The sequence below is a fragment of the Streptomyces sp. NPDC017993 genome (assembly GCF_044328065.1).
Classification (GTDB): Bacteria; Actinomycetota; Actinomycetes; order Streptomycetales; family Streptomycetaceae; genus Streptomyces.
The window spans coordinates 1-25,420 of the sequence record NZ_JBIRGO010000010.1; the positions used below are offsets into that span (position 1 = coordinate 1).

General features: G+C 69.4%; 20 protein-coding genes. 8 read left to right on the plus strand and 12 right to left on the minus strand.

Going from position 1 to position 25,420, the window contains the following annotated elements:
* Positions 1-419 precede the first annotated feature (419 nt).
* The 3 genes from ACH4FH_RS19535 to thyX all read right to left on the minus strand — a co-directional run bounded on the left by ACH4FH_RS19535 (position 420) and on the right by thyX (position 4,073).
* On the minus strand, positions 420-2,105 hold the full coding sequence (locus ACH4FH_RS19535) for a ribonuclease J (RefSeq protein WP_398557123.1): 1,686 nt from the start codon (positions 2,103-2,105) through the stop codon (positions 420-422).
* Positions 2,106-2,218: 113 nt separating this feature from the next.
* Positions 2,219-3,118, minus strand: a complete 900-nt coding sequence (dapA, locus tag ACH4FH_RS19540; protein WP_398557124.1) for a 4-hydroxy-tetrahydrodipicolinate synthase — start codon at positions 3,116-3,118, stop codon at positions 2,219-2,221.
* 196 nt (positions 3,119-3,314) lie between these two features.
* Entirely contained in the window at positions 3,315-4,073 is a 759-nt protein-coding gene (gene thyX / locus ACH4FH_RS19545; protein ID WP_398557125.1) for an FAD-dependent thymidylate synthase, read from the minus strand.
* 231 nt (positions 4,074-4,304) lie between these two features.
* Here thyX and ACH4FH_RS19550 point away from each other — a divergent pair, with 231 nt between their 5' ends.
* Positions 4,305-4,544 (plus strand): hypothetical protein, encoded by a 240-nt coding sequence (locus ACH4FH_RS19550; RefSeq protein WP_398557126.1) that lies wholly within the window; start codon positions 4,305-4,307, stop codon positions 4,542-4,544.
* Between the two features lie 101 nt (positions 4,545-4,645).
* Positions 4,646-5,203 carry a hypothetical protein gene (locus tag ACH4FH_RS19555; RefSeq protein WP_398557127.1) on the plus strand — a complete coding sequence of 186 codons (558 nt, stop codon included), beginning with the start codon at positions 4,646-4,648 and terminating at the stop codon, positions 5,201-5,203.
* 64 nt (positions 5,204-5,267) lie between these two features.
* On the opposite strand, the gene ACH4FH_RS19560 is transcribed toward ACH4FH_RS19555, so the two are convergent.
* The 6 genes from ACH4FH_RS19560 to eccD form a co-directional block, all read right to left on the minus strand.
* Positions 5,268-5,720, minus strand: coding sequence for a hypothetical protein (locus ACH4FH_RS19560; RefSeq protein WP_398557128.1), 453 nt, complete (start codon positions 5,718-5,720; stop codon positions 5,268-5,270).
* 15 nt (positions 5,721-5,735) lie between these two features.
* Entirely contained in the window at positions 5,736-6,488 is a 753-nt protein-coding gene (dapB, locus tag ACH4FH_RS19565; protein ID WP_398557129.1) for a 4-hydroxy-tetrahydrodipicolinate reductase, read from the minus strand.
* Between the two features lie 116 nt (positions 6,489-6,604).
* On the minus strand, positions 6,605-7,984 hold the full coding sequence (locus ACH4FH_RS19570; RefSeq protein ID WP_398557130.1) for a M16 family metallopeptidase: 1,380 nt from the start codon (positions 7,982-7,984) through the stop codon (positions 6,605-6,607).
* Complete coding sequence (locus ACH4FH_RS19575) at positions 7,981-10,203, minus strand: polyribonucleotide nucleotidyltransferase (protein WP_398557364.1); 2,223 nt, start codon at positions 10,201-10,203, stop codon at positions 7,981-7,983. The genes ACH4FH_RS19570 and ACH4FH_RS19575 overlap by 4 nt, the downstream gene beginning before the upstream one ends.
* A gap of 297 nt (positions 10,204-10,500) precedes the next feature.
* Positions 10,501-10,788 (minus strand): 30S ribosomal protein S15, encoded by a 288-nt coding sequence (gene rpsO, locus ACH4FH_RS19580; RefSeq protein ID WP_006602744.1) that lies wholly within the window; start codon positions 10,786-10,788, stop codon positions 10,501-10,503.
* Between the two features lie 155 nt (positions 10,789-10,943).
* Positions 10,944-12,407: a type VII secretion integral membrane protein EccD gene (gene eccD / locus ACH4FH_RS19585; protein ID WP_398557131.1), complete on the minus strand. Its 1,464-nt coding sequence runs from the start codon at positions 12,405-12,407 to the stop codon at positions 10,944-10,946.
* Positions 12,408-12,660: 253 nt separating this feature from the next.
* Here eccD and eccCa point away from each other — a divergent pair, with 253 nt between their 5' ends.
* Positions 12,661-16,617 carry a type VII secretion protein EccCa gene (eccCa, locus tag ACH4FH_RS19590; protein ID WP_398557132.1) on the plus strand — a complete coding sequence of 1,319 codons (3,957 nt, stop codon included), beginning with the start codon at positions 12,661-12,663 and terminating at the stop codon, positions 16,615-16,617.
* A 106-nt stretch (positions 16,618-16,723) separates the two neighbouring features.
* Here the strand turns inward: eccCa and ACH4FH_RS19595 are convergent, their stop codons facing one another.
* Together ACH4FH_RS19595 and ACH4FH_RS19600 are read right to left on the minus strand one after the other, a co-directional pair.
* The gene (locus tag ACH4FH_RS19595; protein ID WP_398557133.1) at positions 16,724-17,485 is read right to left on the minus strand and encodes a WXG100 family type VII secretion target; all 762 of its coding nucleotides are present in this window, start codon (positions 17,483-17,485) and stop codon (positions 16,724-16,726) included.
* On the minus strand, positions 17,482-17,790 hold the full coding sequence (locus ACH4FH_RS19600; RefSeq protein WP_398557134.1) for a hypothetical protein: 309 nt from the start codon (positions 17,788-17,790) through the stop codon (positions 17,482-17,484). The genes ACH4FH_RS19595 and ACH4FH_RS19600 overlap by 4 nt, the downstream gene beginning before the upstream one ends.
* Positions 17,791-18,028: 238 nt before the next feature.
* On the opposite strand from ACH4FH_RS19600, the gene ACH4FH_RS19605 reads away from it, so the two are divergent.
* The 3 genes from ACH4FH_RS19605 to ACH4FH_RS19615 all read left to right on the plus strand — a co-directional run bounded on the left by ACH4FH_RS19605 (position 18,029) and on the right by ACH4FH_RS19615 (position 22,594).
* Entirely contained in the window at positions 18,029-18,433 is a 405-nt protein-coding gene (locus ACH4FH_RS19605; protein WP_398557135.1) for a hypothetical protein, read from the plus strand.
* A 658-nt stretch (positions 18,434-19,091) separates the two neighbouring features.
* A complete protein-coding gene (locus ACH4FH_RS19610; protein ID WP_398557136.1) occupies positions 19,092-21,272 on the plus strand; it encodes an ATP-binding protein in 2,181 nt (726 codons plus the stop codon).
* Entirely contained in the window at positions 21,269-22,594 is a 1,326-nt protein-coding gene (locus ACH4FH_RS19615) for an SUKH-4 family immunity protein (RefSeq protein ID WP_398557137.1), read from the plus strand. The genes ACH4FH_RS19610 and ACH4FH_RS19615 overlap by 4 nt, the downstream gene beginning before the upstream one ends.
* 468 nt (positions 22,595-23,062) lie before the next feature.
* Here the strand turns inward: ACH4FH_RS19615 and ACH4FH_RS19620 are convergent, their stop codons facing one another.
* A complete protein-coding gene (locus tag ACH4FH_RS19620; RefSeq protein ID WP_398557138.1) occupies positions 23,063-23,368 on the minus strand; it encodes a hypothetical protein in 306 nt (101 codons plus the stop codon).
* A gap of 490 nt (positions 23,369-23,858) precedes the next feature.
* Between ACH4FH_RS19620 and ACH4FH_RS19625 the strand changes: the two genes are divergently transcribed.
* The gene (locus tag ACH4FH_RS19625; RefSeq protein ID WP_398557139.1) at positions 23,859-24,239 is read left to right on the plus strand and encodes a WXG100 family type VII secretion target; all 381 of its coding nucleotides are present in this window, start codon (positions 23,859-23,861) and stop codon (positions 24,237-24,239) included.
* Between the two features lie 141 nt (positions 24,240-24,380).
* The gene (locus ACH4FH_RS19630; protein ID WP_398557140.1) at positions 24,381-25,364 is read left to right on the plus strand and encodes a PE-PGRS family protein; all 984 of its coding nucleotides are present in this window, start codon (positions 24,381-24,383) and stop codon (positions 25,362-25,364) included.
* Positions 25,365-25,420 lie beyond the last annotated feature (56 nt).

A 25,420-nucleotide genomic window follows, 5' to 3' on the forward strand; every position in this document is an offset into this window, starting at 1 on the left:
AGTTCTCAAGGAACGGACGCTTCCTTTGTGCCTGTTTCACCAGGCTCTCCGGGCGCTTCCCTTCGGTCTTGCGTTTCCGACTCTATCAGATCCTCACGGTCCCGATTTTCGCCGGTGCGGTTCGGCCTTTCGGCTTCTTCGCGATTCCGACTCTATCAGATCCTTTTCCGCTCCCCCGCTTATCGCGGTGGCTTCGAAATACGGTTCCGATTACCTGTCGGAGGGGGTTTGCCTTTCGGCGGTTCCGACTTTATCAGATTGCTCTGGGTCGGATTTCCGCCCCCTTCGGGACAAGCCCCGTACACGCAGGCGTGCGGTGCTTCCCGTTCAGGCGGAGCCGTAAACGTACTGGAGCGGGGCGCCTGGATGCAAATCCGGGCGCCCCGCTCCGCTTACGTACGTTCGTACGAGCCTGTGGGTCAGACCTCGACGACCACGGGAAGGATCATCGGGCGGCGACGGTAGTTGTCCGACACCCACTTGCCGACCGCGCGACGAACCAGCTGCTGGAGCTGGTGGGGCTCCATGACGCCGTCCTGGGCCGACTTGGCCAGAGCCTCGTCGATCTTGGGGATCACGCCGGAGAACGCCGCGTCGTCGATGCCCGAACCGCGGGCCTGGAGATGCGGTCCGCCGACGATCTTGCCGCTGCTGCTGTCCACCACGACGAAGACGGAAATGATGCCTTCGTCGCCGAGGATGCGGCGGTCCTTGAGGTGGGTCTCCGTGACATCGCCGACCGAGAGGCCGTCGACGTAGACGTAGCCCGCCTGGACCTTGCCGACGATCTTCGCGACGCCCTTGACGAGGTCGACCACGACGCCGTCCTCGGCGATCACGATCCGGTCCTTGGGTACGCCGGTCAGGGCGCCCAGTTCGGCGTTGGCCCGCAGATGGCGCCATTCGCCGTGCACCGGCATCAGGTTCTTCGGCTTGCAGATGTTGTAGAAGTACAGCAGCTCGCCGGCCGAGGCGTGGCCCGAGACGTGGACCTTGGCGTTGCCCTTGTGGACGACGTCCGCGCCCCATCGCGTCAGGCCGTTGATCACGCGGTAGACCGCGTTCTCGTTGCCCGGGATGAGGGACGAGGCCAGGATGACCGTGTCGCCCGGGACGATCCGGATCTGGTGATCGCGGTTGGCCATCCGGGACAGCGCGGCCATCGGCTCGCCCTGGGAGCCCGTGCAGACCAGCACGACCTCGTCGTCGGGCAGGTCGTCGAGGGTCTTGACGTCGACGACCAGGCCGGCCGGCACCTTCAGGTAACCCAGCTCGCGGGCGATGCCCATGTTGCGGACCATCGAACGGCCGACGAAGGCGACCCGGCGGCCGTATTCGTTCGCCGCGTCGAGGATCTGCTGGATGCGGTGCACATGGCTGGCGAAGCTCGCCACGATGATGCGCTTCTGGGCGTTCGCGAACACCGTGCGCAGGACGTTGGAGATGTCCCGCTCGGGCGGCACGAAGCCGGGGACCTCGGCGTTGGTGGAGTCGGAGAGGAGGAGGTCGATGCCCTCCTCGCCGAGCTTGGCGAACGCCGGGAGGTCGGTCAGGCGCCGGTCCAGCGGGAGCTGGTCCATCTTGAAGTCGCCGGTGTGCACGACCATGCCGGCCGGGGTGCGGATGGCGACCGCGAGCGCGTCCGGGATGGAGTGGTTGACCGCCACGAACTGGCAGTCGAAGGGGCCGATCTTCTCGGTGTGCCCCTCCTTGACCTCCAGGGTGTACGGGCGGATGCGGTGCTCCTGGAGCTTGGCCTCGATGAGCGCGAGGGTCAGCTTGGAGCCGATGAGCGGGATGTCCGGCTTCTCGCGCAGGAGGAAGGGAACAGCGCCGATGTGGTCCTCGTGGCCGTGCGTGAGCACGATGCCGTCGATGTCGTCGAGGCGGTCCCTGATGGACGTGAAGTCCGGCAGGATCAGGTCGATTCCGGGCTGCTCCTCCTCCGGGAAGAGCACTCCGCAGTCGACGATCAGCAACCGACCGCCGTATTCGAAGACCGTCATGTTGCGGCCGATTTCACCCAGGCCGCCCAGGGGGGTGACCCGCAGGCCGCCCTTGGGAAGCTTCGGCGGACGGCCGAGCTCGGGATGCGGATGACTCAAAAGACTCTCCTCACCACACGCGCCACGCTGCCGTCGAGGCACGTGGCGCGCATGACATTCGTGCACTTGCTATGTGGCGTTCAGTGGTCCGTGTTCAGTTGTGAAGTCTGTGATCAGAGCTGTACCCCGCCGGCGGCAAGATCGCGCGTCAGCTGTTCGGTCTCCTCCGGGGCGAGTTCCACCAGCGGCAGGCGCAGCGGGCCGGCGGGCAGCCCCTGGAGGCCGAGCGCGGCCTTGGTGGTGATGACGCCCTGGGTGCGGAACATGCCGGTGAAGACGGGCAGGAGCTTCTGGTGGATCTCGGTGGCCTTGGTGACGTCGCCGTTGAGATGGGCGTCGAGAAGGGCGCGCAGCTCGGGGGTGACGACGTGGCCGACGACCGAGACGAATCCGACGGCTCCGACGGAGAGCAGCGGGAGGTTGAGCATGTCGTCACCGCTGTACCAGGCGAGGTCCGAGCGGGCGATGGCCCAGCTGGCGCGGCCGAGGTCGCCCTTGGCGTCCTTGTTCGCGACGATCCGCGGGTGCTCGGCGAGCCGGACCATGGTCTCGGTGTTGATCGGGACACCGCTGCGGCCGGGGATGTCGTAGAGCATGACGGGCAGCTCGGTGGCGTCCGCGATGGCCGTGAAGTGCCGCAGGAGGCCCTCCTGCGGCGGCTTGCTGTAGTACGGCGTGACCGCGAGCAGGCCGTGGGCGCCGGCGTCCTGTGCGGCGCGGGCCAGCTCGAGGCTGTGGCGGGTGTCGTTGGTGCCGGCTCCGGCTACGACAAAGGCACGGTCGCCGACCGCGTCGACCACGGCGCGGACGAGCTGGGCTTTCTCCGCATCGCTGGTGGTCGGGGACTCTCCGGTGGTGCCGTTGACGACGAGGCCGTCGTTGCCGGCATCCACCAGGTGGGCGGCGAGACGCTGCGCGCCGTCGAGGTCGAGGGCGCCATCCGCCGTGAACGGCGTGACCATGGCGGTCAGCACCCGCCCGAAGGGGGTCTGCGGTGTGGAAGTCGGAGCCATGGGTCCCACGCTACTCGTAGCTCACCGCGGGATGCGCCTCTGGGGAGCAGGGATGTGGACTCCGGCACTGCCTGCTCGGGGGTTCAAGCAGTGCCGGGTCCGTTTGTTCAGCGTAAGTGAACTTCTCAAAATGCCGCAATCCGGACACTTCACCTGCCCGTACGTCGGGCGCCGGTGTCCGGCTGCCACCTGGGCTTTACGGCGCCACGCGACCGTTCGCGTTGAATGCGCCGTACGTGAGCGGCATGAGCTTGGCCCAGTGGGCCTCCATCTGCTCGCCGACCATTTCGATCTCCCGCTGCGGGAAGGACGGCACGGCCGCGAGTTCGTGCTGGGTGCGCAGGCCCAGGAAGTGCATCAGCGACCGGGCATTGCAGGTGGCGTACATGGACGAGAACAGGCCGACGGGGAGCACCGCACGGGCGACCTCGCGGGCCACGCCGGCGGCGAGCATCTCCTGGTAGGCCTCGTACGACCGGCGGTAGGTGTCCTCCATGACGCGACCGGTCAGCTCGTGCTGATCCTGGGTGCCCTGGACGAATTCGTACTTCCCGGGGCGGCCCTGCTGCACCAGCTTGCGGGACTCGCCGGGGACGTAGAAGACCGGCTCCAGCTGGCGGTAGCGGCCGGATTCCTCGTTGTACGACCAGCCGACGCGGTGCCGCATGAACTCACGGAAGACGAAGATCGGCGCACTGATGAAGAAGGTCATCGAGTTGTGCTCGAAGGGGCTGCCGTGCCGGTCCCGCATGAGGTAGTTGATCAGACCCTTGGAGCGCTCCGGGTCCTTCTGCAGCTCCTCCAGGGACTGCTCGCCGGCCGTGGAGACGCGGGCCGCCCACAGGACGTCGCTGTCGGCCGCGCTGTGCTTGACCAGCTCGACCGTCACCTCGCTCCGGAAGCTGGCGGCTGCGCCGTCAGGGCTCTCAGTGCTGTCGGCGGGGGTGTGGGACACCGGCGGTTCCTTCCAATCGATCCTGTGCGGCGCCCAGCCTACGGCCCGCCACTGACAGCCGGGGAAATGCGATGTGATGCCGCGTTAGGCATATATCGGACCCCGGTGGCATCAGTGCGTAGCGCGCTTGATATTTTTCACAGAAGTTACTGGAAACGGGCACCAACCGGACGCCTCAGTCGTCTTCCCCTGTGACAGTGCCCACCTCGAGGTTCCTAGGAGAGCCCGCTCATGTTCCGCCGGCGAGAGCCCGTCCCGTTCGCCTTTGTTGCCGAGGCAGACCGGTTCCGCAGCAATGTCACTCCCCCGCCCCGCGAGCGTCCCTCCCGTGCGCAGCTCCTGGGGCAGTCCCTGATGGCCCTGACAGTCGTGGGCGGCCTGGCCGGCGCCCTGCTGTTCGGCGTGCCCGCACTGCAGCAGGACAGCTCCAGTACGGGCCGGGTGCATCACTCCGAGGCCGCCCACCGCTGAGTGGAGGAGCGGGGCGCACCGCTGAGTGGTTCCGCTTCGGCGGGCCCGATAACCTCACCGGTCACAGCTTGTGTCATCGTGCCCCTGAGTGAGGATCAGCCGTGCCCCTGCCCTTCCTGACGGCCGACCGCGACCTCGACTTCGACAACCCCGCGGCGGAGACCACTCCGCTGCCGCATGACGAGCCCGATCACTGGCGCCGTCCCTATCGCCCCGGACCGTGGCGCGTAGGGGCGGCGGCGGTGCTTTTGCTGCTCGCGTCGTTCGTGCTGTTCTCCGCGATGATCATCGCGTTGGCCGGCTCACTGCCCGGTGCCGTGGCCTGCGTCGCGGTGGGGGCGGTAGTGCTCGCCCTCGCGGTGCGTCTGCTGCGCGTGGGGCTGTGGGTGAGCTCGAGCGGACTGCGCCAGGTGGGGCTGCTGAGTACGACGACGGAGCCGTGGAGCGCCGTCGCCTCGGTTCGTACGGCCCAGCAGCCGGTGCGCTGGCTGGGCCTGCCGCGGACCGTGCAGGGGCAGGCCCTGATCGTGCACCGGGTCGAGGGCGAGCCGCTGCGGATCTTGGTGACCGACCGCAACGGCGACTTCCTGTCGCGCCCGGAGGCGTTCGACCGGGCCGCGGACGTGCTGGAGGCCTGGGCGGCGGAGTACCGCTCCTAGCCCCCTCCACCGCAACCGGGCGGCGTGTCCGCCGGCCCCGCCTCTGACCGGGCCCGTAGGGACCTCAGGTCCGTACGGGCCCGTTGCCGTGCAGGGTGATGGCGCGCTGCATGGCCTTGCGGGCCCGCGGGGTGTCCCGGGCGTCGTGGTAGGCGACCGCGAGGCGGAACCACGTACGCCAGTCGCCGGGCGCCTCCTCCGTCTCGGCCTGCCGCTTGGCAAAGACCTCGTCGGCCGAGTCACGGTCGATCCGGCCACCGGGCGTCCGCCGCAGCTCGTCGACCGGCAGACCGCCCTCCGCCTCCAGCTCGCGCGAGAGGACTCCTGCCTTGCGGGCGAACTGGGTGGTGTGCCACAGGAACCACAGGCCGATGAACGGCAGGATCATGACGGCGACCCCGAACGTGACGGTCAGCAGGGTGCCCTGCTCGATGAGCAGGACGCCGCGGCTGCCGACGAGCACGAAGTAGGCGACCAGCACCGCCGCCAGGACGAAGTAGGTGATCTTTGCACGCACGGTCGGATCTGCCCGTCAGTCCAGGTCGAGGAAGTTCTCCAGGCCCACCGTCAGGCCCGGAGTGTTCACCACGCGGCGCACACCGAGCAGGATGCCCGGCATGAAGCTGCTGTGGTGGAGGGAGTCGTGGCGAATGGTGAGGGTCTCCCCCACCCCGCCGAACAGCACCTCCTGGTGCGCCAGCAGACCGCGCAGCCGTACGGAGTGCACCGGGATGCCGTCGACGTCCGCGCCGCGCGCGCCGTCCAGGGCGGTGCTGGTGGCGTCCGGCTGCGGGTCGCTGCCGGCCTCCTCGCGAGCCTTGGCGATCAGCTCAGCGGTGCGGGCCGCGGTGCCGGACGGGGCGTCCGCCTTGTTCGGGTGGTGCAGCTCGATGACCTCGGCGGACTCGAAGAACCGGGCCGCCTTCCGCGCGAACTGCATGGTCAGCACCGCGCCGATGGAGAAGTTGGGGGCGATGAGCACGCCCGCCCCGGGGGAGGCGGCGAGCGAGGTGCGCAGCTGCGCCAGGCGCTCGTCGGTCCAGCCGGTCGTGCCCACCACGCCGTGGATGCCGTGGCGCAGGCAGAAGTCGAGGTTGCCCATCACGGCGCCGGGGTTGGTCAGCTCGACCACGACCTGGGTGTCGGCCTCGACCAGCGTCTCCAGCTTGTCTCCCCGGCCCAGCGCCGCGACCAGCTCCATGTCCTCGGCGGCCTCGACGGCTCGTACGGCCTCGGAGCCGATGCGCCCCTTGGCACCCAGCACGGCCACGCGCAGCTTGCTCATCGTTTCCAGCTCTCTCTTCGTGGTACGGGCGGCTGGGCCCGGCCGGCGGCGGTGCGCCGGGCCGGGCCCAGAGCCTGTGGCGAAAGTATCGCCCGGCACGCGGCGCCTGGCACGCCCTAGGCGATGGCTTCGTCCAGCCGGGCCGCCTGCCGGTCCTTCAAGGGGCCGATGACGGACAGCGACGGGCGTGCGCCCAGGACGTCACGGGCCACCTCGCGCACTTCATCGGGGGTGACCGCCGCGATCCGGGCGAGCATCTCGTCGACCGACATCTGCTCGCCCCAGCACAGCTCGCTCTTGCCGATGCGGTGCATGAGCGCGCCGGTGTCCTCCAGGCCGAGCACCGTGGAGCCGCGCAGCTGACCGATCGCGCGGCGGATCTCGTCGTCGGTGAGGCCGTCGGCGGCCACCTTGTCGAGTTCGTCGCGGCAGATCTTGAGCACGTCGTGCACCTGGTTGGGACGGCAGCCGGCGTAGACACCGAACAGGCCACAGTCCGCGAACCCCGAGGTGTAGGAGTACACGCTGTAGGCCAGGCCGCGCTTCTCGCGAACCTCCTGGAAGAGGCGGGAGCTCATCCCGCCGCCGAGTGCGGTGTTCAGCACGCCCATCGCCCAGCGCCGGTCGTCGGTGCGGGCCATACCGGGCATGCCGAGGATCACGTGCGCCTGCTCGGTCTTGCGGTTGAGCAGGTCGACGCGGCCACCGGTGCGGAGGGCGCGGCTACCGCTGCGGGGCGCCACCGGGGCGGCGTCCGCGCGGTCCAGGGCCCCGGCCCGCTCGAAGGCGCGGCGGACGAGGCGGACGACCTTGGCGTGGTCGACGTTCCCGGCGGCGGTGACGACGAGGTGGGTGGGGTCGTAGTGCTTCTTGTAGAAGCGGCGGATGCGCTCGGGGGTGAGGGCGTTGACGGTGTCGACGGTGCCCAGCACCGGGCGGCCCAGGGGGGTGTCGCCGAGCATGGTGTGCGCGAACAGGTCGTGCACGCAGTCGCCCGGGTCGTCCTCGGTCATCGCGATCTCTTCGAGGATGACGCCGCGCTCGGCGTCGACGTCCTCGGCCTCGATCAGCGAGCCGGTGAGCATGTCGCACACCACGTCTATGGCCAGCGGCAGGTCGGCGTCCAGCACCCGCGCGTAGTAGCAGGTGTACTCCTTCGCGGTGAACGCGTTCATCTCGCCGCCGACGGCGTCGATCGCGGCGGAGATGTCCAGCGCGCTGCGCCGCTCGGTGCCCTTGAAGAGCAGGTGCTCCAGGTAGTGGGTGGCACCGTTGAGGGACGGGGTCTCGTCCCGGGAGCCGACGTTCGCCCAGATCCCGAAGGTGACGGAGCGGACCGATGGCAGGGTCTCGGTGACGATGCGCAGGCCGCCGGGGAGGGTGGTCCTGCGGACCGTGCCGGCGCCGGCGGTGCCCTTGAGAAGCGTTTGGGTACGGGCGACGGCCCGCCCCTCCGAAGAGGTGCGGGCCGTCGACCGTTGCGTCCGGGACGTCACTTGGCGGCGTCGTCCTTCTTGTCGTCGTCCTCGGCGTCCTCGCCCTCGATCACGGGGATCAGGGAGAGCTTGCCGCGCTGGTCGATCTCGGCGATCTCGACCTGGACCTTGGCGCCCACCGCGAGCACGTCCTCGACGTTCTCCACGCGCTTGCCACCGGCGAGCTTGCGGATCTGCGAGATGTGCAGCAGGCCGTCCTTGCCCGGGAGCAGGGAGACGAACGCACCGAAGGTCGTCGTCTTCACGACGGTGCCCAGGTAGCGCTCGCCGACCTCCGGCATGGTCGGGTTGGCGATGCCGTTGATCGTGGCGCGGGCGGCCTCGGCGGCCGGGCCGTCGGCGGCACCGATGTAGATGGTGCCGTCGTCCTCGATCGTGATGTCGGCGCCGGTGTCCTCCTGGATCTGGTTGATCATCTTGCCCTTGGGGCCGATGACCTCACCGATCTTGTCCACGGGGATCTTGACGGTGATGATCCGCGGGGCGTTGGGGGACATCTCGTCCGGGACGTCGATGGCCTCGTTCATCACATCGAGGATGTGGAGGCGGGCGTCGCGGGCCTGCTTCAGCGCGGCGGCCAGGACCGAGGCGGGGATGCCGTCGAGCTTGGTGTCGAGCTGCAGCGCGGTGACGAACTGCTTGGTGCCGGCGACCTTGAAGTCCATGTCACCGAAGGCGTCCTCCGCACCGAGGATGTCGGTGAGGGCGACGTAGTGGGTCTGGCCGTCGATCTCCTGGGAGATCAGGCCCATGGCGATACCGGCGACCGGGGCCTTGAGGGGCACACCGGCGTTCAGCAGCGACATGGTGGAGGCGCAGACCGAGCCCATGGACGTCGAGCCGTTGGAGCCCAGCGCCTCGGAGACCTGGCGGATCGCGTAGGGGAACTCCTCGCGCGTCGGCAGCACCGGCACGATGGCGCGCTCGGCGAGCGCGCCGTGGCCGATCTCGCGGCGCTTGGGCGAGCCCACGCGGCCGGTCTCACCGACGGAGTACGGCGGGAAGTTGTAGTTGTGCATGTAGCGCTTGCGGGTCACCGGGGAGAGGGTGTCCAGCTGCTGCTCCATGCGGAGCATGTTGAGGGTGGTGACGCCCAGGATCTGGGTCTCGCCACGCTCGAACAGCGCCGAGCCGTGCACGCGCGGGATGGCCTCGACCTCGGCGGCGAGCGTACGGATGTCCGTCACGCCACGGCCGTCGATGCGGACCTTGTCCTTGATGACGCGCTCGCGGACCAGCTTCTTGGTCAGCGCGCGGTAGGCACCGGAGATCTCCTTCTCGCGGCCCTCGAACTGCGGGAGCAGCTTCTCGGCGGCGATCTCCTTGATGCGGTCGAGCTCGTTCTCGCGCTCCTGCTTGCCGGCGATGGTCAGCGCCTGGGTGAGCTCGCCCTTGACGGCGGCGGTCAGCGCCTCCAGGACGTCGTCCTGGTAGTCGAGGAAGACCGGGAACTCGCCGGTGGGCTTGGCGGCCTTGGCGGCGAGGTCCGACTGGGCCTTGCACAGGACCTTGATGAAGGGCTTGGCGGCGTCCAGACCGGCGGCGACGACCTCTTCGGTCGGGGCCTCGGCGCCGTCCTTGACCAGCTGGATGGTCTTCTCGGTGGCCTCGGCCTCGACCATCATGATCGCGACGTCGCCGTCCGGAAGGACACGGCCGGCCACGACCATGTCGAAGACCGCGTTCTCCAGCTCGGTGTGGGTCGGGAACGCGACCCACTGGCCGTTGATCAGGGCGACACGGGTGCCGCCGATCGGGCCGGAGAAGGGCAGGCCGGCCAGCTGCGTGGAGCAGGAGGCGGCGTTGATGGCGACCACGTCGTAGAGGTGGTCGGGGTTGAGCGCCATGATCGTCTCGACGATCTGGATCTCGTTGCGCAGGCCCTTCCTGAAGGAGGGGCGCAGCGGCCGGTCGATCAGGCGGCAGGTGAGGATCGCGTCCTCGGAGGGGCGGCCCTCACGGCGGAAGAAGGAACCGGGGATCTTCCCGGCTGCGTACATCCGCTCCTCGACGTCGACGGTCAGCGGGAAGAAGTCCAGCTGGTCCTTCGGCTTCTTGGAAGCGGTGGTGGCCGACAGCACCATGGTGTCGTCGTCCAGGTACGCCACGGCGGAGCCGGCGGCCTGCTTGGCCAGGCGGCCCGTCTCGAAGCGGATGGTGCGGGTGCCGAAGGATCCGTTGTCGATAACGGCTTCGGCGTAGTGGGTCTCGTTCTCCACCAAGAAAATCTCCTCGTCAGCGTCCGCTGCCCGTGTGGCAGGGGACCGTCTTCGGTGGAGCGCCGGAACGGGCCGGTCTTCGATCGAAGCACCCGGAGTGATGGGGCATGGAGTGTGTCCATGGATCATCCGGGGGCCACTACCGAGGACCGGCGGCCAGGAGGCGCTCCTACCGCGTTCGCTTTTGCGATATGCCACCAGACTACAAAGGTTCCGTCCACCACGGGGCGGCGGAAGAGTCCGGTGCGTACGGCAAAGGGAGCGGCTCCCGGTGGGAACCGCTCCCTTTACGGCGTGTTACTTGGCGCCCGCCGCGCCGCGGCGGATGCCCAGGCGCTCGACCAGCGCACGGAAGCGCGTGATGTCCTTCTTCGCCAGGTACTGCAGCAGGCGGCGACGCTGGCCGACCAGCAGCAGCAGACCACGGCGGGAGTGGTGGTCGTGCTTGTGGGTCTTGAGGTGCTCGGTCAGGTCCGAGATGCGGCGGGAGAGCATCGCGACCTGAACCTCGGGGGAACCGGTGTCACCCTCCTTGGTGGCGAACTCGGCCATGATCTGCTTCTTCGTAGCGGCGTCGAGCGACACGCGGTACTCCTCAGTTTTTTCGGTCCGTGAGCGCCCCTGGTTTGCTTCACAGGGAATCTTGGATGACTCGACCGGGCCGTCACACAGCGTACCAGCTGAAAACGGCCCCCCGACCGGGTGGTCGGGGGGCCGCGAAACAGGCGAGCGGGCCGGTGCTAGCTGCCGGTGAGGCCGCGCACCGTGCCGTAGACATCCAGCACCGCGAGGCACAGCGGCACCAGGGACAGCAGGACCAGGCCGTCGAAGATATCGAAGATCCGGCCCCAGAAGGGGGTGACGCCCTTGCGCGGGACGACCAGGCCCACACCGACCAGCAGGGCGGCGCCCGCCGCGATGCTGCTGGAGAACCAGACGGTGCGGATGTTCAGCGGGCCGGAGTCATTGAAGCGGCCGAGCTCGATGAAGATGTCCGTCGGCGGGTGCAGTGCGATGCCGAGGATCAGCAGGACGATCGTCAGGATGCCGGCGATGGTCAGGCAGGCGACCTGCGCGGTGTAGTCGAACAGCCGGGCACGGAGCATGATCGTGATGCCGGCGGCCAGGGCCATCAGCTGGGCCCAGCCGTTGTCGGAGAAGCCCAGGACCACACCGGCCGAGCCGACGACGAGGGCGGAGCAGCCGGCGACGAGGCCGAGCAGCAGCTCGTGGCCGCGGCGGGCCTGGTTGCCGATCTTGACGAAGTCGACGGACTCGGTCTCGCCGCGCTCGCCGTCGTAGCCCTTGGCGATCTGGTCGGGCGACTTGTAGCCGATGGGCAGCCGGGCGAAGCGGGCCGACAGGCCGGGCAGCCAGGCGACCATGGCGATGGAGACGGCGGCGGTGACCGCGGCGACCTCGCTGGGCGAGGCGTCGGTGAGGATCGCCGCGAAGACCGCGAGGGTGCCGACGGCGGACAGGAAGGCGGCGGCCACGAAGGGGGCGTCACCGCGCGGCAGCAGGACCACCAGGAGCGCGGAGGCGATCAGTACCGTCACGCAGCCGACGAGGAGGTGCAGCCGGCCGGGGCCGGAGCCGGCCTCGACGGCGAAGATGCCGGAGCCGGCCAGCAGCAGGTGCGGCAGTGAGGCCAGGCCCAGGGCGATCGAGGAGCTGTGGTCGTCGTAGACCCGGGCGCGGACGCCGGCCAGCGCGACCAGCACGATGCCGGTGACGCCGGCGATGATGCCGGGCAGCCGGTGCATGTCGCGGTCGATCGGGTTCGAGAACCAGAGCGCGAACGCCATCATGACGAGCAGCAGCACGCCGGCGGTGAGGCCGACGAAGTTCATCAGGTCGTCGCTCCACCGGCTGCGGTTGCGCTTGACCGCGGAGGCGACGGCGTCCGAGACGTCGTCGAACACGGGCAGCGGCAGCGACTCGGCGAACGGCTTCAGCAGCAGCAGGTCGCCATCGAGGATCTGCTGCTGAGCGAGCGACTGTCCGGCGTCGAGTACGGTGCCGTCGCGGCGCACGAGGTGGTAGCCGGTCGGGGCGCCCTCCGCCTGGGACTGCCCGGAGAGCCGCAGGATCTCCGGGTAGATGTCGACCAGTGCGACGTCTTCCGGCAGAGCCACATCGATCCGTGCGTCCGGCGCAGCGACTGTGACCCGGCAAAAGCCGGTGCCTGTGGTCGTGCTCACCTGGCGGTTCCCCCTATCCGTTGGGCGTTTTGTCGCGTCGCGCGCCGTATATATAGGGCCGTCACAACAGGGCCTCGGCACGCTCGCGGTGCGTCAGCGTACCGTCCGATTCGACGGCTGCCCCACCCACCCCGGCACTTGACGTTTAACAGTAGGATCAACGCCTGCGTCGAGCCAAGGACTTGGTTCGGGGGACCGTCAAACCAACGGGGGCGGTCCGAGACTGCGAGATGCATGAAGGACTGATGCCTCGGTGAGCGTTGTCATCGTTAAGCGCCCGCCCCGCGCGCTGCCACCTGAAATCCCCGCCGAGGAGGTGACACTCGAGGCGCCTCCGGAGCTTCCCCGCGAAGGCGAACAGGACAACATCCTGATGAGCCTGATGCCCATGATGGGCATGGCTTCGTCGGCGGCGTTCCTGTTCATGGGAAACCAGCCGTTCATGAAGATCATGGGCGGCGTCATGGTCGTGTCCACCTTGGCGATGGCGATCGTTCAGATCGTCAAGGCCCGTCAGGGACCTTCCGGACAGATGCTTCAGGAGCGCCAGGATTACCTCAAGTACCTTACGCAGAAGCGGAAAGAGGTACGGCGCACTGCCCGCAAGCAGCGGGATGCCCAGCTCTTCATCCACCCGGACCCCGGTCAGCTGTGGTCCGTCGTGGCCGAGGGCAAGCGGGTGTGGGAGCGCCGGGCGACCGACCCGGACTTCGCCCAGGTGCGACTGGGGCTCGGGCCCCAGCAGTTGGCCACGCCGCTGAAGGCTCCGGAGACCGCACCGGTCGACGAGCTGGAGCCGCTCACCGCGCATGCGATGAAGGAATTCCTCGACAAGCACGGCCACTTGAACGACCTGCCGCTGGCGGTGTCGCTGCGCGCCTTCTACCACCTGACCGTCTCCGGTGACCCGGACACGGTGTACGGCGCCTCCCGCGCCATCGTCGCCCAGCTGTGCACACTGCACTCGCCCGAGGACCTGGTGGTGGCGGTCGTCGCCTCGCCCGGTGCGCAGGCGGAGTGGGAGTGGACGAAGTGGCTGCCGCAGGTCCAGGACAAGACCGTGGACGGCGCCGGTACCCGCCGGCTCGTCGTCGGTGACCTCGGTGAGATCGAGGAGTTGCTCGCCGACGACCTGGACGGGCGCGGGCGATTCAATCCGCAGGGCACCCCGGTGACCGACACCCCGCACGTGGTGATCGTGCTGGACGCCGGTGAGGTCCCGATGGACTCGGTGATCGCCGGGGCCGAGGGCCTGCAGGGCGTCACCATTCTCGAGGTCGTCCCGGGTGACCTGGACGAGATCCGCGGTGGTCTGGCCGTGCAGGTGTGGCCGGGCAAGCTGGTGCTGGAGTCGGCGAGCGGCGCGGTCTACGAGGGCGTCTGCGACACCCTGTCGATCCCCGAGGCGGAGGCGCTGGCGCGCCAGCTCGCCCCGCTGCGGGCCGGTTCGGGTGCGGACGGTGAGGAACCGCTGCTGTCGAACCTGGACTTCACCGACCTGATGAACATCGGTGACGCCGGTTCCGTCGATGTGTCGCGTACGTGGCGGCCACGCACGCTGCACGAGCGGCTGCGGGTGCCGATCGGTGTCGACAAGGACGGCCAGCCCGTCATGCTCGACATCAAGGAGGCCTCGCAGGAGGGTATGGGCCCGCACGGCCTCTGCGTCGGTGCGACCGGTTCCGGTAAGTCCGAGGTGCTGCGCACCCTGGTGCTCGCCCTCGCGGTCACGCACTCCTCCGAGACCCTCAACTTCATCCTCGCGGACTTCAAGGGTGGCGCGACCTTCACGGGTATGTCGGAGATGCCGCACGTCGCGGCGGTCATCACCAACCTCGGTGAGGACGTCTCCCTGATCGACCGCATGCGCGACTCGATCACCGGTGAACTCCAGCGCCGTCAGGAGCTGCTGCGCTCCGCGGGTAACTACGCCAACATCACCGACTACGAGAAGGCGCGTGCCGCGGGTGCCCCGCTGGACCCGCTGCCGTCGCTGGTGATGGTGCTCGACGAGTTCTCCGAGCTGCTGACCGCCAAGCCCGACTTCATCGACATGTTCATCCAGATCGGCCGTATCGGCCGTTCCATGGGTGTCCACATGCTGCTCGCCTCGCAGCGTCTGGAAGAGGGCAAGCTTCGCGGTCTGGACACGTTCCTCTCCTACCGGCTGGGTCTGCGGACGTTCTCCGCGGCCGAGTCGCGTACCGCGATCGGTGTCCCGGACGCCTACCACCTGCCGAACGTTCCCGGTTCCGGCATCCTGAAGTACGACACCGAGACGATGGTGCAGTTCAAGGCCGCGTACGTCTCGGGCGCCTACCGCGGCCCCGGTGCGGGCGGTGGCCCGGGCGGCAGCCGCGTCAGCCGGCTGCCCGTCCCGTTCACGGCGGCTCCGGTCGTCGAGCAGATCATCGAGGACCCCACGCCCGTCGAGCCGGTCGAGCCGCAGCAGGACGACGCGCTGGCCGACACCGTCCTGGACGTCATCGTCCAGCGGATGCAGGGCCAGGGCCCGCCGGCGCACCAGGTGTGGCTGCCGCCGCTGGAGGAGTCGCCGACCGTCAACCAGCTGCTGCCGACCCTCGCCGTCACTCCCGAGCGGGGAGTGCACGCGCCGGACTACACCGCGCTCGGCAAGCTCGTGGTGCCGGTCGCGCTGGTGGACAAGCCGTTCGAGCAGCGGCGTGACGTGATGTACCTGGACTTCTCCGCCGGTGCCGGTCACGGCCTCGTCGTGGGTGGTCCGCAGTCCGGTAAGTCGACGCTGATCCGGTCCGCCATCGCGACGTTCGCGCTCACCCACACCCCGCAGGAAGTGCAGTTCTACTGCCTGGACTTCGGTGGCGGCGGCATGCTCGCCATGGAGGGCCTGCCGCACATCGGCGGTGTCGCCTCGCGTCTGGACGCGGAGAAGGTGCGTCGTACGGTCGCCGAGGTCGTCGGCATCCTCAACGAACGCGAGGAGTTCTTCCGCTCGAACACCATCGACTCCATCTCCACCTACCGCCAACGGCGGGCGGCGGGCGCCTTCCCCGACCAGAAGTGGGGCGACGTCTTCCTCATCATCGATGGCTGGGCGACGTTCAAGACCGACTACGAGCAGCTCGACCCGGTGATCCTGGACATCGCCGGCCGCGGCCTCGGCTTCGGTATCCACCTGATCATCGGTGGTTCGCGGTACACCGAGGTGCGTCCCGCCCTGCGCGACCAGCTCCTCAACCGCGTCGAGCTGCGCCTGGGCGACCCGATGGAGTCGGAGTTCGACCGCAAGCGCGCGGAGAACGTCCCGATGGGCAAGCCGGGCCGCGGTATGTCTCCGGAGAAGCTGGACTTCCTGGCGGCGCTGCCGCGCCTGGACGGGATCAGCGACCCGGAGTCGCTCAGCGACGGCATGGCGAATCTGGTGGCCACGGTCAACGAGCACTGGCAGGGCGAGCCCGCCCCCAAGGTGCGGATGCTGCCGACGCTGCTGCACGTCAACGAGCTGCCCAAGGGCAACGACTACCCGGAGCACGGCATCGCGATCGGTGTCGACGAGACGACCCTGTCGCCGGCGTTCATCGACTTCGAGTCGGACCCGCTGCTGGTCATCTACGGCGAGAGCGAGTCGGGCAAGTCGTCGCTGCTGCGTCTGCTGACCAAGCAGATCGCCGAGCGGTACGCGACCGACAAGGCCCTGATGGTGGTCTCGGACTACCGTCGCGCCCTGCTCGGCGAGGTCCCCGAGAGCCACCTGTACAAGTACTGCGCCGCAGGGCCGCAGTTGCAGGAGGTCATCAGCGGTCTGGCCGGTTCGCTGGGCCGCCGGATGCCCGGGCCGGACGTCACGCCGGAGCAGCTGCGCAACCGCAGCTGGTACGACCTGCCGGACGCGTTCGTGATCGTGGACGACTACGACCTGGTGGCGACCAGCAGCGGTAACCCGCTGCAGCCGCTGCTGGAGTACCTGCCGTTCGCGCGTGACCTGGGTCTGCGCCTGATTCTGGCGCGCAGCTCCTCGGGCGCCGGGCGGTCCTCGTTCGAGCCGGTGATGCAGCGCACCAAGGAACTGGGTGCGCAGGGCCTGATTCTGTCCGCCGACAAGGCCGAGGGTCCGCTGATGGGCAACATCAAGGGCCAGACCCTGACACCGGGCCGGGCCACCTTCGTCACGCGCAAGCGCGGTGCGCAGCTGGTCCAGACGGGCTGGCTGCCGGCGAACGGTCGCTGACCGAAGGCACACACAACGGCGGTGGGGCGTCCCTCTCTGGAGGGGCGCCCCACCGCCGTTCTTGGTGTGTGGCCGGCCGCGCGGGTGGGGCCCGCGCGGCCGGGTGTCAGCCGAAGGCGCCGTGCTGATTGATGTCGGGCCCGGGTTGGCCGGGAGTCTCGCCGGCAGCCGCGGGCGTGCCCTTGGCCTTGGCGTCGCTCTCCTGGGCCGCGCGGGCGGCGGGCTTGGCGCCGGAGGCCGGGGCGTCGCCCGACCCCTGCTTCGCCGGCTTGCCCTGCTCGGCCCCGCCCGGGGCGGGTTCGTCGCCGGACGGGCCGCTTCGCACCCCCTTGGCGAGCCCCTCGCCGCCGCGCGTCTTGGCGTCGCCGGCCCCCGGCCCGAACGGGTCGGGGCCCTGCGGTGCCGTGGAGGTCTCCCACGTGTGTCGTACGGACGGCCGCTGCTGGCCGCCCTTCCCGCCACCGCCCCCGCGGTTGCCGAAGGCGCCGCCGAGTCCACTGGCGAGCTGGCCGAGCGCCATGAAGCCGTACGCGGAGCTGGTTCCCGACGTCTGCGCGCCGCTGCTGGAGTTGTCCACCGGCGGCGCACCGTGGCCCTCCTCGGAGTTGCTGTCCGAGGACGGAGCGGCGGCCGCGGTCTCCAGGTCGGCGGCGGCCAGTTCGAAGGCCGGCAGGGTGTCGTCGACGGACCGCTTCAGCTGGTGCCAGTCCGCGGCGAACGCCTCCCCCGCGGGGCCGCTCCAGTGGGCGGCCGCGGCGGTGCCGACGTGCCGGTCCAGGTCGTGCACGAGCCGGTCGAGGTGCTTGCCCATCTCCCGCCAGCCGGCCGCCGCTTCGTGCAGGGCCTCGGGGTTGCGTCGCTCGGTCACTTGACGCTCCGGATCATCTCGACGAGCTCGTCCTCGGCAGCCTGCGTGTTCGCGACGGTCTCCTTGATGCCGCCGCCGACCTCGGCCAGTCGCTGTTGCAGCTGGGTGAGGGCCCGCTCGGCCTGTTCGTACACCTCGCGGTACAGGCGGGCGGCCTCATGGCTGCCGAGCCCCTCCCGCAGCGCCTCGGCGTCCGCCCGCCGTCTGAATGCGGTCAGCTGCCGGCCCAGATCGTCCGCGGATATCTCGAAAGTTGTACCGAGCTTGTGCAGCTCCTCGGTACCGATCCGGACCTCATCCGACATCATTTCTCCCCGAATTGAATGACAGTGACCTGTCGAACATCGCCACAGGTCTAGCACACCCGCAATAGGGCAGGAGCGGCCTGCGCAGCGGCCGTACGGCGGCACGCGGAATGCATACAGATCAATATCCGGCAATACCGACAACCCCGCCTTGACGGCTGGTTCGCACCCCTCATTAGACTCTGGACGCGGGTGCAGCACACGCGGTTGCTGTGCCACCACGTTCGAGGGGGCAATCATGAGCAACGAGCGGCAGATCCAGGACGAGGATCTGATGGACGTCGCCGCGGACCCGGAGCAGGCGCACCGGCTCCGGAAGGCGCTGAAGACGCTGGCGGAGAACCCGAATGTGGGTGGCAAGCTCCAGGAGATGGCACAGGAGGTCCTCTCCGGCAGGATCGGCATGAAGGACGCCATCCAGACGCCGGGGTACATGGACGCGCTGGGCGACCGCATGAACCAGATCCGGCGCGCGGCGGAGGACCAGACGCAGGCCGAACGCGAGGCCTCCCGCGAGCAGTTCACCGCATGGCAGAAGCAGCAGGAGGAGAAGGAGGAGAAGGAGCGCGCCGAGCGGGACGGCCCCACGGGGAACATCGTCAGCTCGCCGCGTCGTGGCCGTGGTGGCGGTCACCGGGGCTGATCCGCTCCGTTCGAGGGCGATCCGCTCTGCTGTGAGGTGACCCTGGGGGCGATTGCCTCATGGGGCTCCGGGAAGAGCGGATCGCTTGCGAGGTCGCGCGCGCCCGGTGGTCGTTCCGGGCGCTCGCCGGGCGGACGGACACGGTACGCCGACCGCGCGATCAACCCGGTCGTCGATCGCACCGCCCCCGTTCACCGCATTGCGGGTCGTCTTCTCCGCACGGCACGACGTTTCCGATTTCGCGTGCAGTCGAAATAGCCCATAGGGAAGAAAGCGGAGCACCCGTCGGGGCGCGCTCGAAGTCCTGCCCAGATCTTTTCCCTTTCCGCACAGGGCGCTCCAGCTTTCTCCATACCGAACCACCCGCAATGCACTGGCATCACCTCAAATGACGCGGCGCCGGGCCGCGACCGGAGGAGCGGCAGGGCGAGCCAAGCACCGGGGCTCTTTCGGATCACGGCCCGGAACGGACCCCTCACGCGCCCGGAACTGCTCCCCCACGACCGCCCGCGCACCCGCGCTCCGGCCGGTGCCTTCGGTTCCGCGACTGCCGGGCCCCGGCAGTCCCGCGTGAGCGGCCCTGATCATAGGATCGACGGGGTAAGACGCAGGATCCACGAACAGTGGAGGGCGGGATTTCATGGGGGACAAGGAAGTCATGAGCGCCTCAGGCGAAGGAATCGCCACGACGGGCCGATACGCGCCGCACCCGTTCATCGGTGGCCGCACGGCCGTGCTCCGCGCACTCGCGGCCTGGCGCATGCGGTGGCCCGGAGCGCCCCGCGTCATCGCGATCACCGGCAACCCGGGGAGCGGGCGGTCGCGCCTGATCACCGGCTTTCTGATGCTGTGTGACCCCGAGTACCGCAAGCGGCTTCCGCTGGACGATCTGGACCCGGCGACGGTGCCTCCGGACCTCCCCGCGCCCGCGGTGCCCAGCCCCGCCGGTCGCACCGCGGCCCAGCTGCTGTGGATCATCGCGGACCACTTCGAGCTCGGCGCCACCCGCGCCGAAGACGTCTTCACCGAACTCTCCGCCCGCGAGGAGCCGGTGACGATCGTGGTGCCGGACGTCGACTCCGCCGGCCCGGTGCGCGCCGCCCACGAACCGGCTCGCCTCGTCCGGGAGGTGCTCAAGCCGCTCGCCGCCACCGCATCGGTTCAGCTGCTCGCCGACGTACCGCGTGAACTGGCCGCGGAACTCGCCGAGTCGCTCCCTCCCGGCCAGGCCCAGATCATCGATCTCGACGCCCCCGAGTGGGCCGACGCCGACGGCCTGGCGCTGCATGCGGAGACCGGCCTCGACCCTGCCGCCGGCGCGCCCGACCTGCCCTTCACCGCGGATCCGGAGATCCGCCGGATCGTCGCCGAGGCGATGGCCCGCCGCGCCGACGGCAACCATCTGACGGTCCAACTCGCCCTGCAGTCACTGCTGATGCAGCCCGACGGCTTCGATCCGTCGGACGAGGAGTTGCTGCCGTCCGATGTCGGCGAGGCACTCGACCTGCACGCCCGCCGGCTCGGCGCCGACCCCCGGACCCTCCGCCTCATGCTGGCGCCGCCGGCCTTCGCCGAGGGCGACGGGCTGCCGGTCCAGCTGTGGGGGCGGCTGGCGAACGCCGTCGCCGAGCGGGACATGAGCCAGGACATCGCCGACGGCATGCTGCTGGCGGCGCCGTTCATCCAGCCGGTCGAGTCGGCGGAGGACGTACCGGAGAACCGGCCGGCGGAAGCTGGAGCGGCCCGGGGCGAGGGCGACGACGCCCGGAGCGACGACGCGTCCGGCGCCGCTGAGCCCGCACCTGAGGGCCGCACACTGCTGCGTCTGATGCACCCCGCCATAGCCGAGGAGATCCGCGCCGGACTGCCCGACGCCCGGGAGACGCAGACCAAGATCGCCATGGCGTTGCTGGAAGCGGTGCCCGGCCAGGACTGGTCCAAGGCCGACCCGTACATCCGCGATCACCTCGCGGCACACACCCTCGACGCGGGGCTGCTGCCTCAGCTCCTCACCGACCCGAGCATGTTCGCGCACGCCGACCCGTTGACGCTGCGCACCGCGATCGAGGCCGTACCGCTCGAAGAACTGGGCGCCCCCGCCCGTACGTATCTGCGCACCGCTCCCCTGCTCACCCGTTCCCAGGCGTCGGTCACCATGCGGGCGGCACTGCTGGAGTCCGCATTTGTCGAGGACGGTCTGACGCCGTACGCGGAGGCGCTGCACCGTCTGGGCCTCCCGCTGCCGTGGCGCACGCTGTGGAGCGTGCCGGTCGCCGGGGTCAGCGGAGTGACGGTCGGCTCCCTCCCCGAGGGCGGCGGTTCGGGTGCGGGCGGCGATGGCCAGGCCGACGGGTCCGCCACCGACTCGGCTGCCGGGGCTGCCCCGGCGCGCCAGGTTGCCGCCCTGCTGGTCCCCGAAGGCACCCCCGGGGCTCGTTCCCTCCCCCGCGCGGAAGGTGACGCCGGCGAATCCGGCGGCCCGGCCCTCCTCGTACACGACCTGTGGGGACCCGACTACCTCGACGCCGACCCGGCACAGGTTCTGCGTCCCTCCGAAGAGGCGCGGGAGGCGGGGCCGTTGGGCCTCAGCCGCGGCGCCGACTATCTGCGGGTCTGGGCGCGGGAGAGCCGGCAGGTCGTGGCCGCACTGATCTCCGACACCCCGTTCACCGGCGTCGATCTCTCACCCGACGGCGTCCTCGTCGTCGCCACCGCGCGCGGCGTGACCGCCCGGCAGATCACCGCGCCGCTCCCCGCGGCCTCGCCCACCGTGCCGGCCCAGGCCGTCGGCACCGCTGACGCTGTCGCTTCCCACGGCCTCGAAGGAGACCACTCGTGACCACTCAGGCGCAGGCGCACGACACCGCTGAACGCTGGCTCAACCCCGAGGGACACCAGGGTCCGCCGCGCGAGGTGGCCATGCAGGAGTTCGACCTCGGCTGGGTGGTCTGGGCCGTGCCGCCGCCCCCGGAGGTCGACCCGGAGACCGGGCAGCGCCGTCCGCCCGCGGAGATCGGCACCGCGTGCGGTGTCGTCGACCGCGGCTCCGGCGAGCTGACGGTCTGGCCGTCCGTCCCGGTCGACGAGGTCGTGCGGATGTACCAGCAGAAGCACGGCACGGGCGGGGCCTCGGACGCGGCCGCCGCGGAGCCCGTCACCGGCCCCGGCAACACCGCGGTAGCGACCTACAACGACCCGGCCACCGGCGAGGAGACCAGCCTCGCCCAGGTCTCCTCGCCCGGCCTCCCGCCCGCGGAGTACCAGCTGCACGAGGAGCTGCTCCGGCTCGGTGTACGCGGTGAGGACGTCCGCGCGGTCCACAGCGACCTGCGCCCCGCACTGCTGCCCGGCGGCTACCCGGGCGACTTCGTCCTGCGCGCCTTCCCCAACGCCACGTTCTCCTGCACCGAGGGCTACGGCATGCGGCCCGAGGAGCGCGCCGAGGGCATCGCCGGGCTGCTGCGGCACGTCGAGATGATGCACCAGATCGCCGGACAGCAGGCACCGCCGCGACCGCACCGGGTGCCCGTGCCGCAGAACGTCGAAGCAGCGCCGCCGATGCGCGACGTGGCGCTTGGCAAGCACCTCGCGGAGGTCTTCGGCCGGCAGGAAGTGGTGCGTCCCGATGTGGACGACATCGCCGCGACGGCGCTCCCCGAGGCCCCGAAGAGCACGCTGACCTGGGCCGGACTCCCCGCCGAGGTCCCGTACTTCTTCACCGCCGACCAGGCCGCGAGCCCGCCGCCCGGTGGGCTGTTCACCGATGTGGCGAGCCATCTGCGGGAGATCGGTACGCAGGCCACGGACGGCACGCTGGAGACCCTGGCCGGCTACGTCCGTCTCGGCACGGACGGCCTCTACACCGTCGCCGTGCAGTGCACCGCGCCGGAGAACAACCAGGGCCTGATCGGCACCGTCTGGGCGGTGCAGCCGTCCTCGGGCGGCGGCCGGTTCGTCAACCGCACCCTCACCGCCTACCTGCGCTCGCTCGCCCTGCTGGTGACGACTCGCAGGGAAATGCAAGGCATGGACCCACGCGCTGCGGGTGCCGCGGTGGCCGCCTTCCAGGAACAGATCGCGGCGATCGACTCGTGGGCACTGGACGACGATGGCAACTGGTGGTCACTGGTCATCGAGCAGATGTGGCACGGGTTGTTCTAAGGAACTGGAGAGGCTGAAGAACCGGGGAGGCCGAGGGGCCGGGCGGGCCGATGAGCCGAGCGGGCCACTGCGCTGCAGACCGCCCTCCCGGTTCCGGCCTGCCGGCCTGCTGGCCTGCTGGTCTACGGGGCCTGGGCACCTCAGGTGACCGGGTGTCGCGTCCTGATCCGGGCTGCCGGTCGGGACGCCCCCAAGCCAATGGTCAGGCGGCTACGGCCTCGGCTCGGCTCGGCTCGGCTCGGCTCGGCTCGGCTCGGCTCGGCTCGGCTCGGCTCGGCTACGGAAGCTTGATGGGGTCGGGAGACGAGTGGGCGCGGCCCGAGCGGCACTCCGGGGCGCCAATCGGAACCGTCCGAGCGCCGGTTGGGTCCCTGCGCCCGCGTTCCTTCACCGGCCGCGATGTCTGGTTGACGTGGCTGGGCGGATCCGTACGCGTGCGGGGGGCGACATACGCCACCGCACCTGCTCTCAGGGCAGCAGCAGCCAGTCCGCAGCGAGCGCCGCAGCAAGGCCGGCACCCAGCAACCAGGTGCCAAGCCTGGTGCGCCCGTTCCTGCTGAGTTCGATCACAATGCCGCAGAGAATCAGCGCGGCGCCGTAGACCCCGACGACCAGCACCGAAGTGCGGGACGCCAGACGCACTATGAGCACCAGCGCCATCGCAACCATCAGGACCGAGGCCAGGATGATGCGTATCCGACGAGCTTGGCGAGGCGTCAACCCCACTCGGCTCTCGGGAAGGGGCTGTTCACTGCCGGGTGCGGGTGCGTCCATGAACGGGATGCTACGGGACCCCTGTTCGACCGCGCGCCCCAGCTCCCTCCCCCGCTCCCCTCAACTCCACGCTCAGCAGGAGACGTTCAACGGGGTCGCGCGCCAACCGGACGGCCATGCCTCCCCCGGAAGCAGGGCGACGGGGCGCCCGCGCACCCGTTCTCATCCGGAAGCGACCGCCGCCCCCACCGAGCTCCTTGACGAACCACGAACCAAAAGTTAACCATTCCTTTCATCCGGCGCTCGCTTGAGCACCTCCCGAGCCTTCGCGCCTTATTCACCGCAGCACCGCCCACCCATACTCACGAATGCCCATCGATACCGCGCCAAATGCGCGATCCAGGCCAACACCCCCAATTCAGGGCCAGTTGACCAATGACGAACCGCTTCGGGCACCGGTGAACGCGAGTCGCGAGCCGAACCGGTCGCGCGCCGACCCTCCACACAACCCTCGCCTTGACATGCCTGCGCGGAGACGGCCTAAGGTGAGATGGTCAGACGTGACAAGCGCGGCTTTGGACACATAAAAACGGGGGACCTGGTGGCAGGCAAAGCGTTTGATGTCGATCCGGATGTACTGAGCACCCAGGGCGACGCGTTCGTCCATATCGGCGGCAACTTCTCAAAGGCATCGAAGAAGCTCCAGGATGATCTTGAGGGCCTCGGTAGTCCGTGGGAAAACTGCGACTTCGGCGACGTGTTCGAAATGATCTACACGCCCATCAGGGACGGCATGTTCGAGTCCATGGACTCCCTCGGAGAGCGCCTTGAGGGCATCGGCGACAAGCTCCAGAACATGGCCCACACCTACGCCGATTCCGACGAGCAGGGCATCCACACCATCAGCGCTGTCGGCCGCCCCGCCATCTGAGGCTTTCACCGCCACACCTGACGCGGGCGCGCAGCACACCGCGCCCATGCGTCACCATCACGGGTTTTCCCTTCCTCTCCGCCCATTCCGCTTCTTCACTTCACTCAGCATTCGGCTACAACCGCACGGGGGACGAGCACTGTGTCACTGACGCTGCCAGGTGAGGTCACCTGGGTCCTGGATCTTCTCGGATACAACTGGCCGGATGCCGACGAGGACAAGCTCCACGAGTGCGCCACGGCCTGGCGCAACTTCGCCAACCAGGTGAACGAGGCTTCCTCCCAGGGCTCGTCGGCAGCCAGCGAGGTCGTCTCCGCCAACTCCGGTGAAGCGATCGAAGGCTTTTCCAACGAGTGGGGTGCCTTCGCCGGCGGCGGGGACAGCGGCGACAACTATCTTCGCGACGCCGCCGCGGCGGCGGAGGTCATCGCGCTCGCCTTCGACGCGGCGGCCATCGCCGTACTCGCCGGCAAGATCGCGGTCATTACCCAACTCGTCATCCTTGCCGCCGAGATCATCGCGGCGCAGGCAGCCGCGCCTTTCACTCTCGGACTCTCCGAGCTCGGCGCGGCCGGCGCCACCCAGGCAACCCGCGTGATCGTCCGCGAGATCCTCGACAAGATCAAGCGTGAGGTCATGGAAGCGGCGACCAAGGCGATGGAACACGCCACCATGGACGCCATCAAGAAGATGGCCAAGAAGGCCGTCTCCAAGGAAGCCCGGCAGCTGGCAGCTGAATACGCCAAGAAGACGATCAAGGAAACGGTCAAGGAGACCGCTACCCAGGTAATCGTCGAGCAGGGCAAGGAAAAGGCCACCGAGGCCGCAACGGAGATGGCCCAGAACGTCGCGCAGCAAGGCATCGAGAACCACTTCGGTGCCCGCGACGGAATGGATTGGGGCGAGACCGCCGACATCGGCAAGGAGAAGGCCGGCGAATACCTCGACGGTGTCAAGGAAGGCGCACAGAGCCTCACCGACCCCAACACCTATATCGACCACGCCAAGGAAGACCTGACCAACCGTGGCCTCGACCAGGCCCAAAAGCACGTGGACAGCCGCACCGGAGGCGCCGCCACGCGGAACCAGGGCGTCACGGACGAGGTCCGCTCGGTCTTCGGCTGACGTCCGTTTCCGCCCGGTTGAGGCCCACCAAAGCCGAATGCATGCGTCGGCTTTGG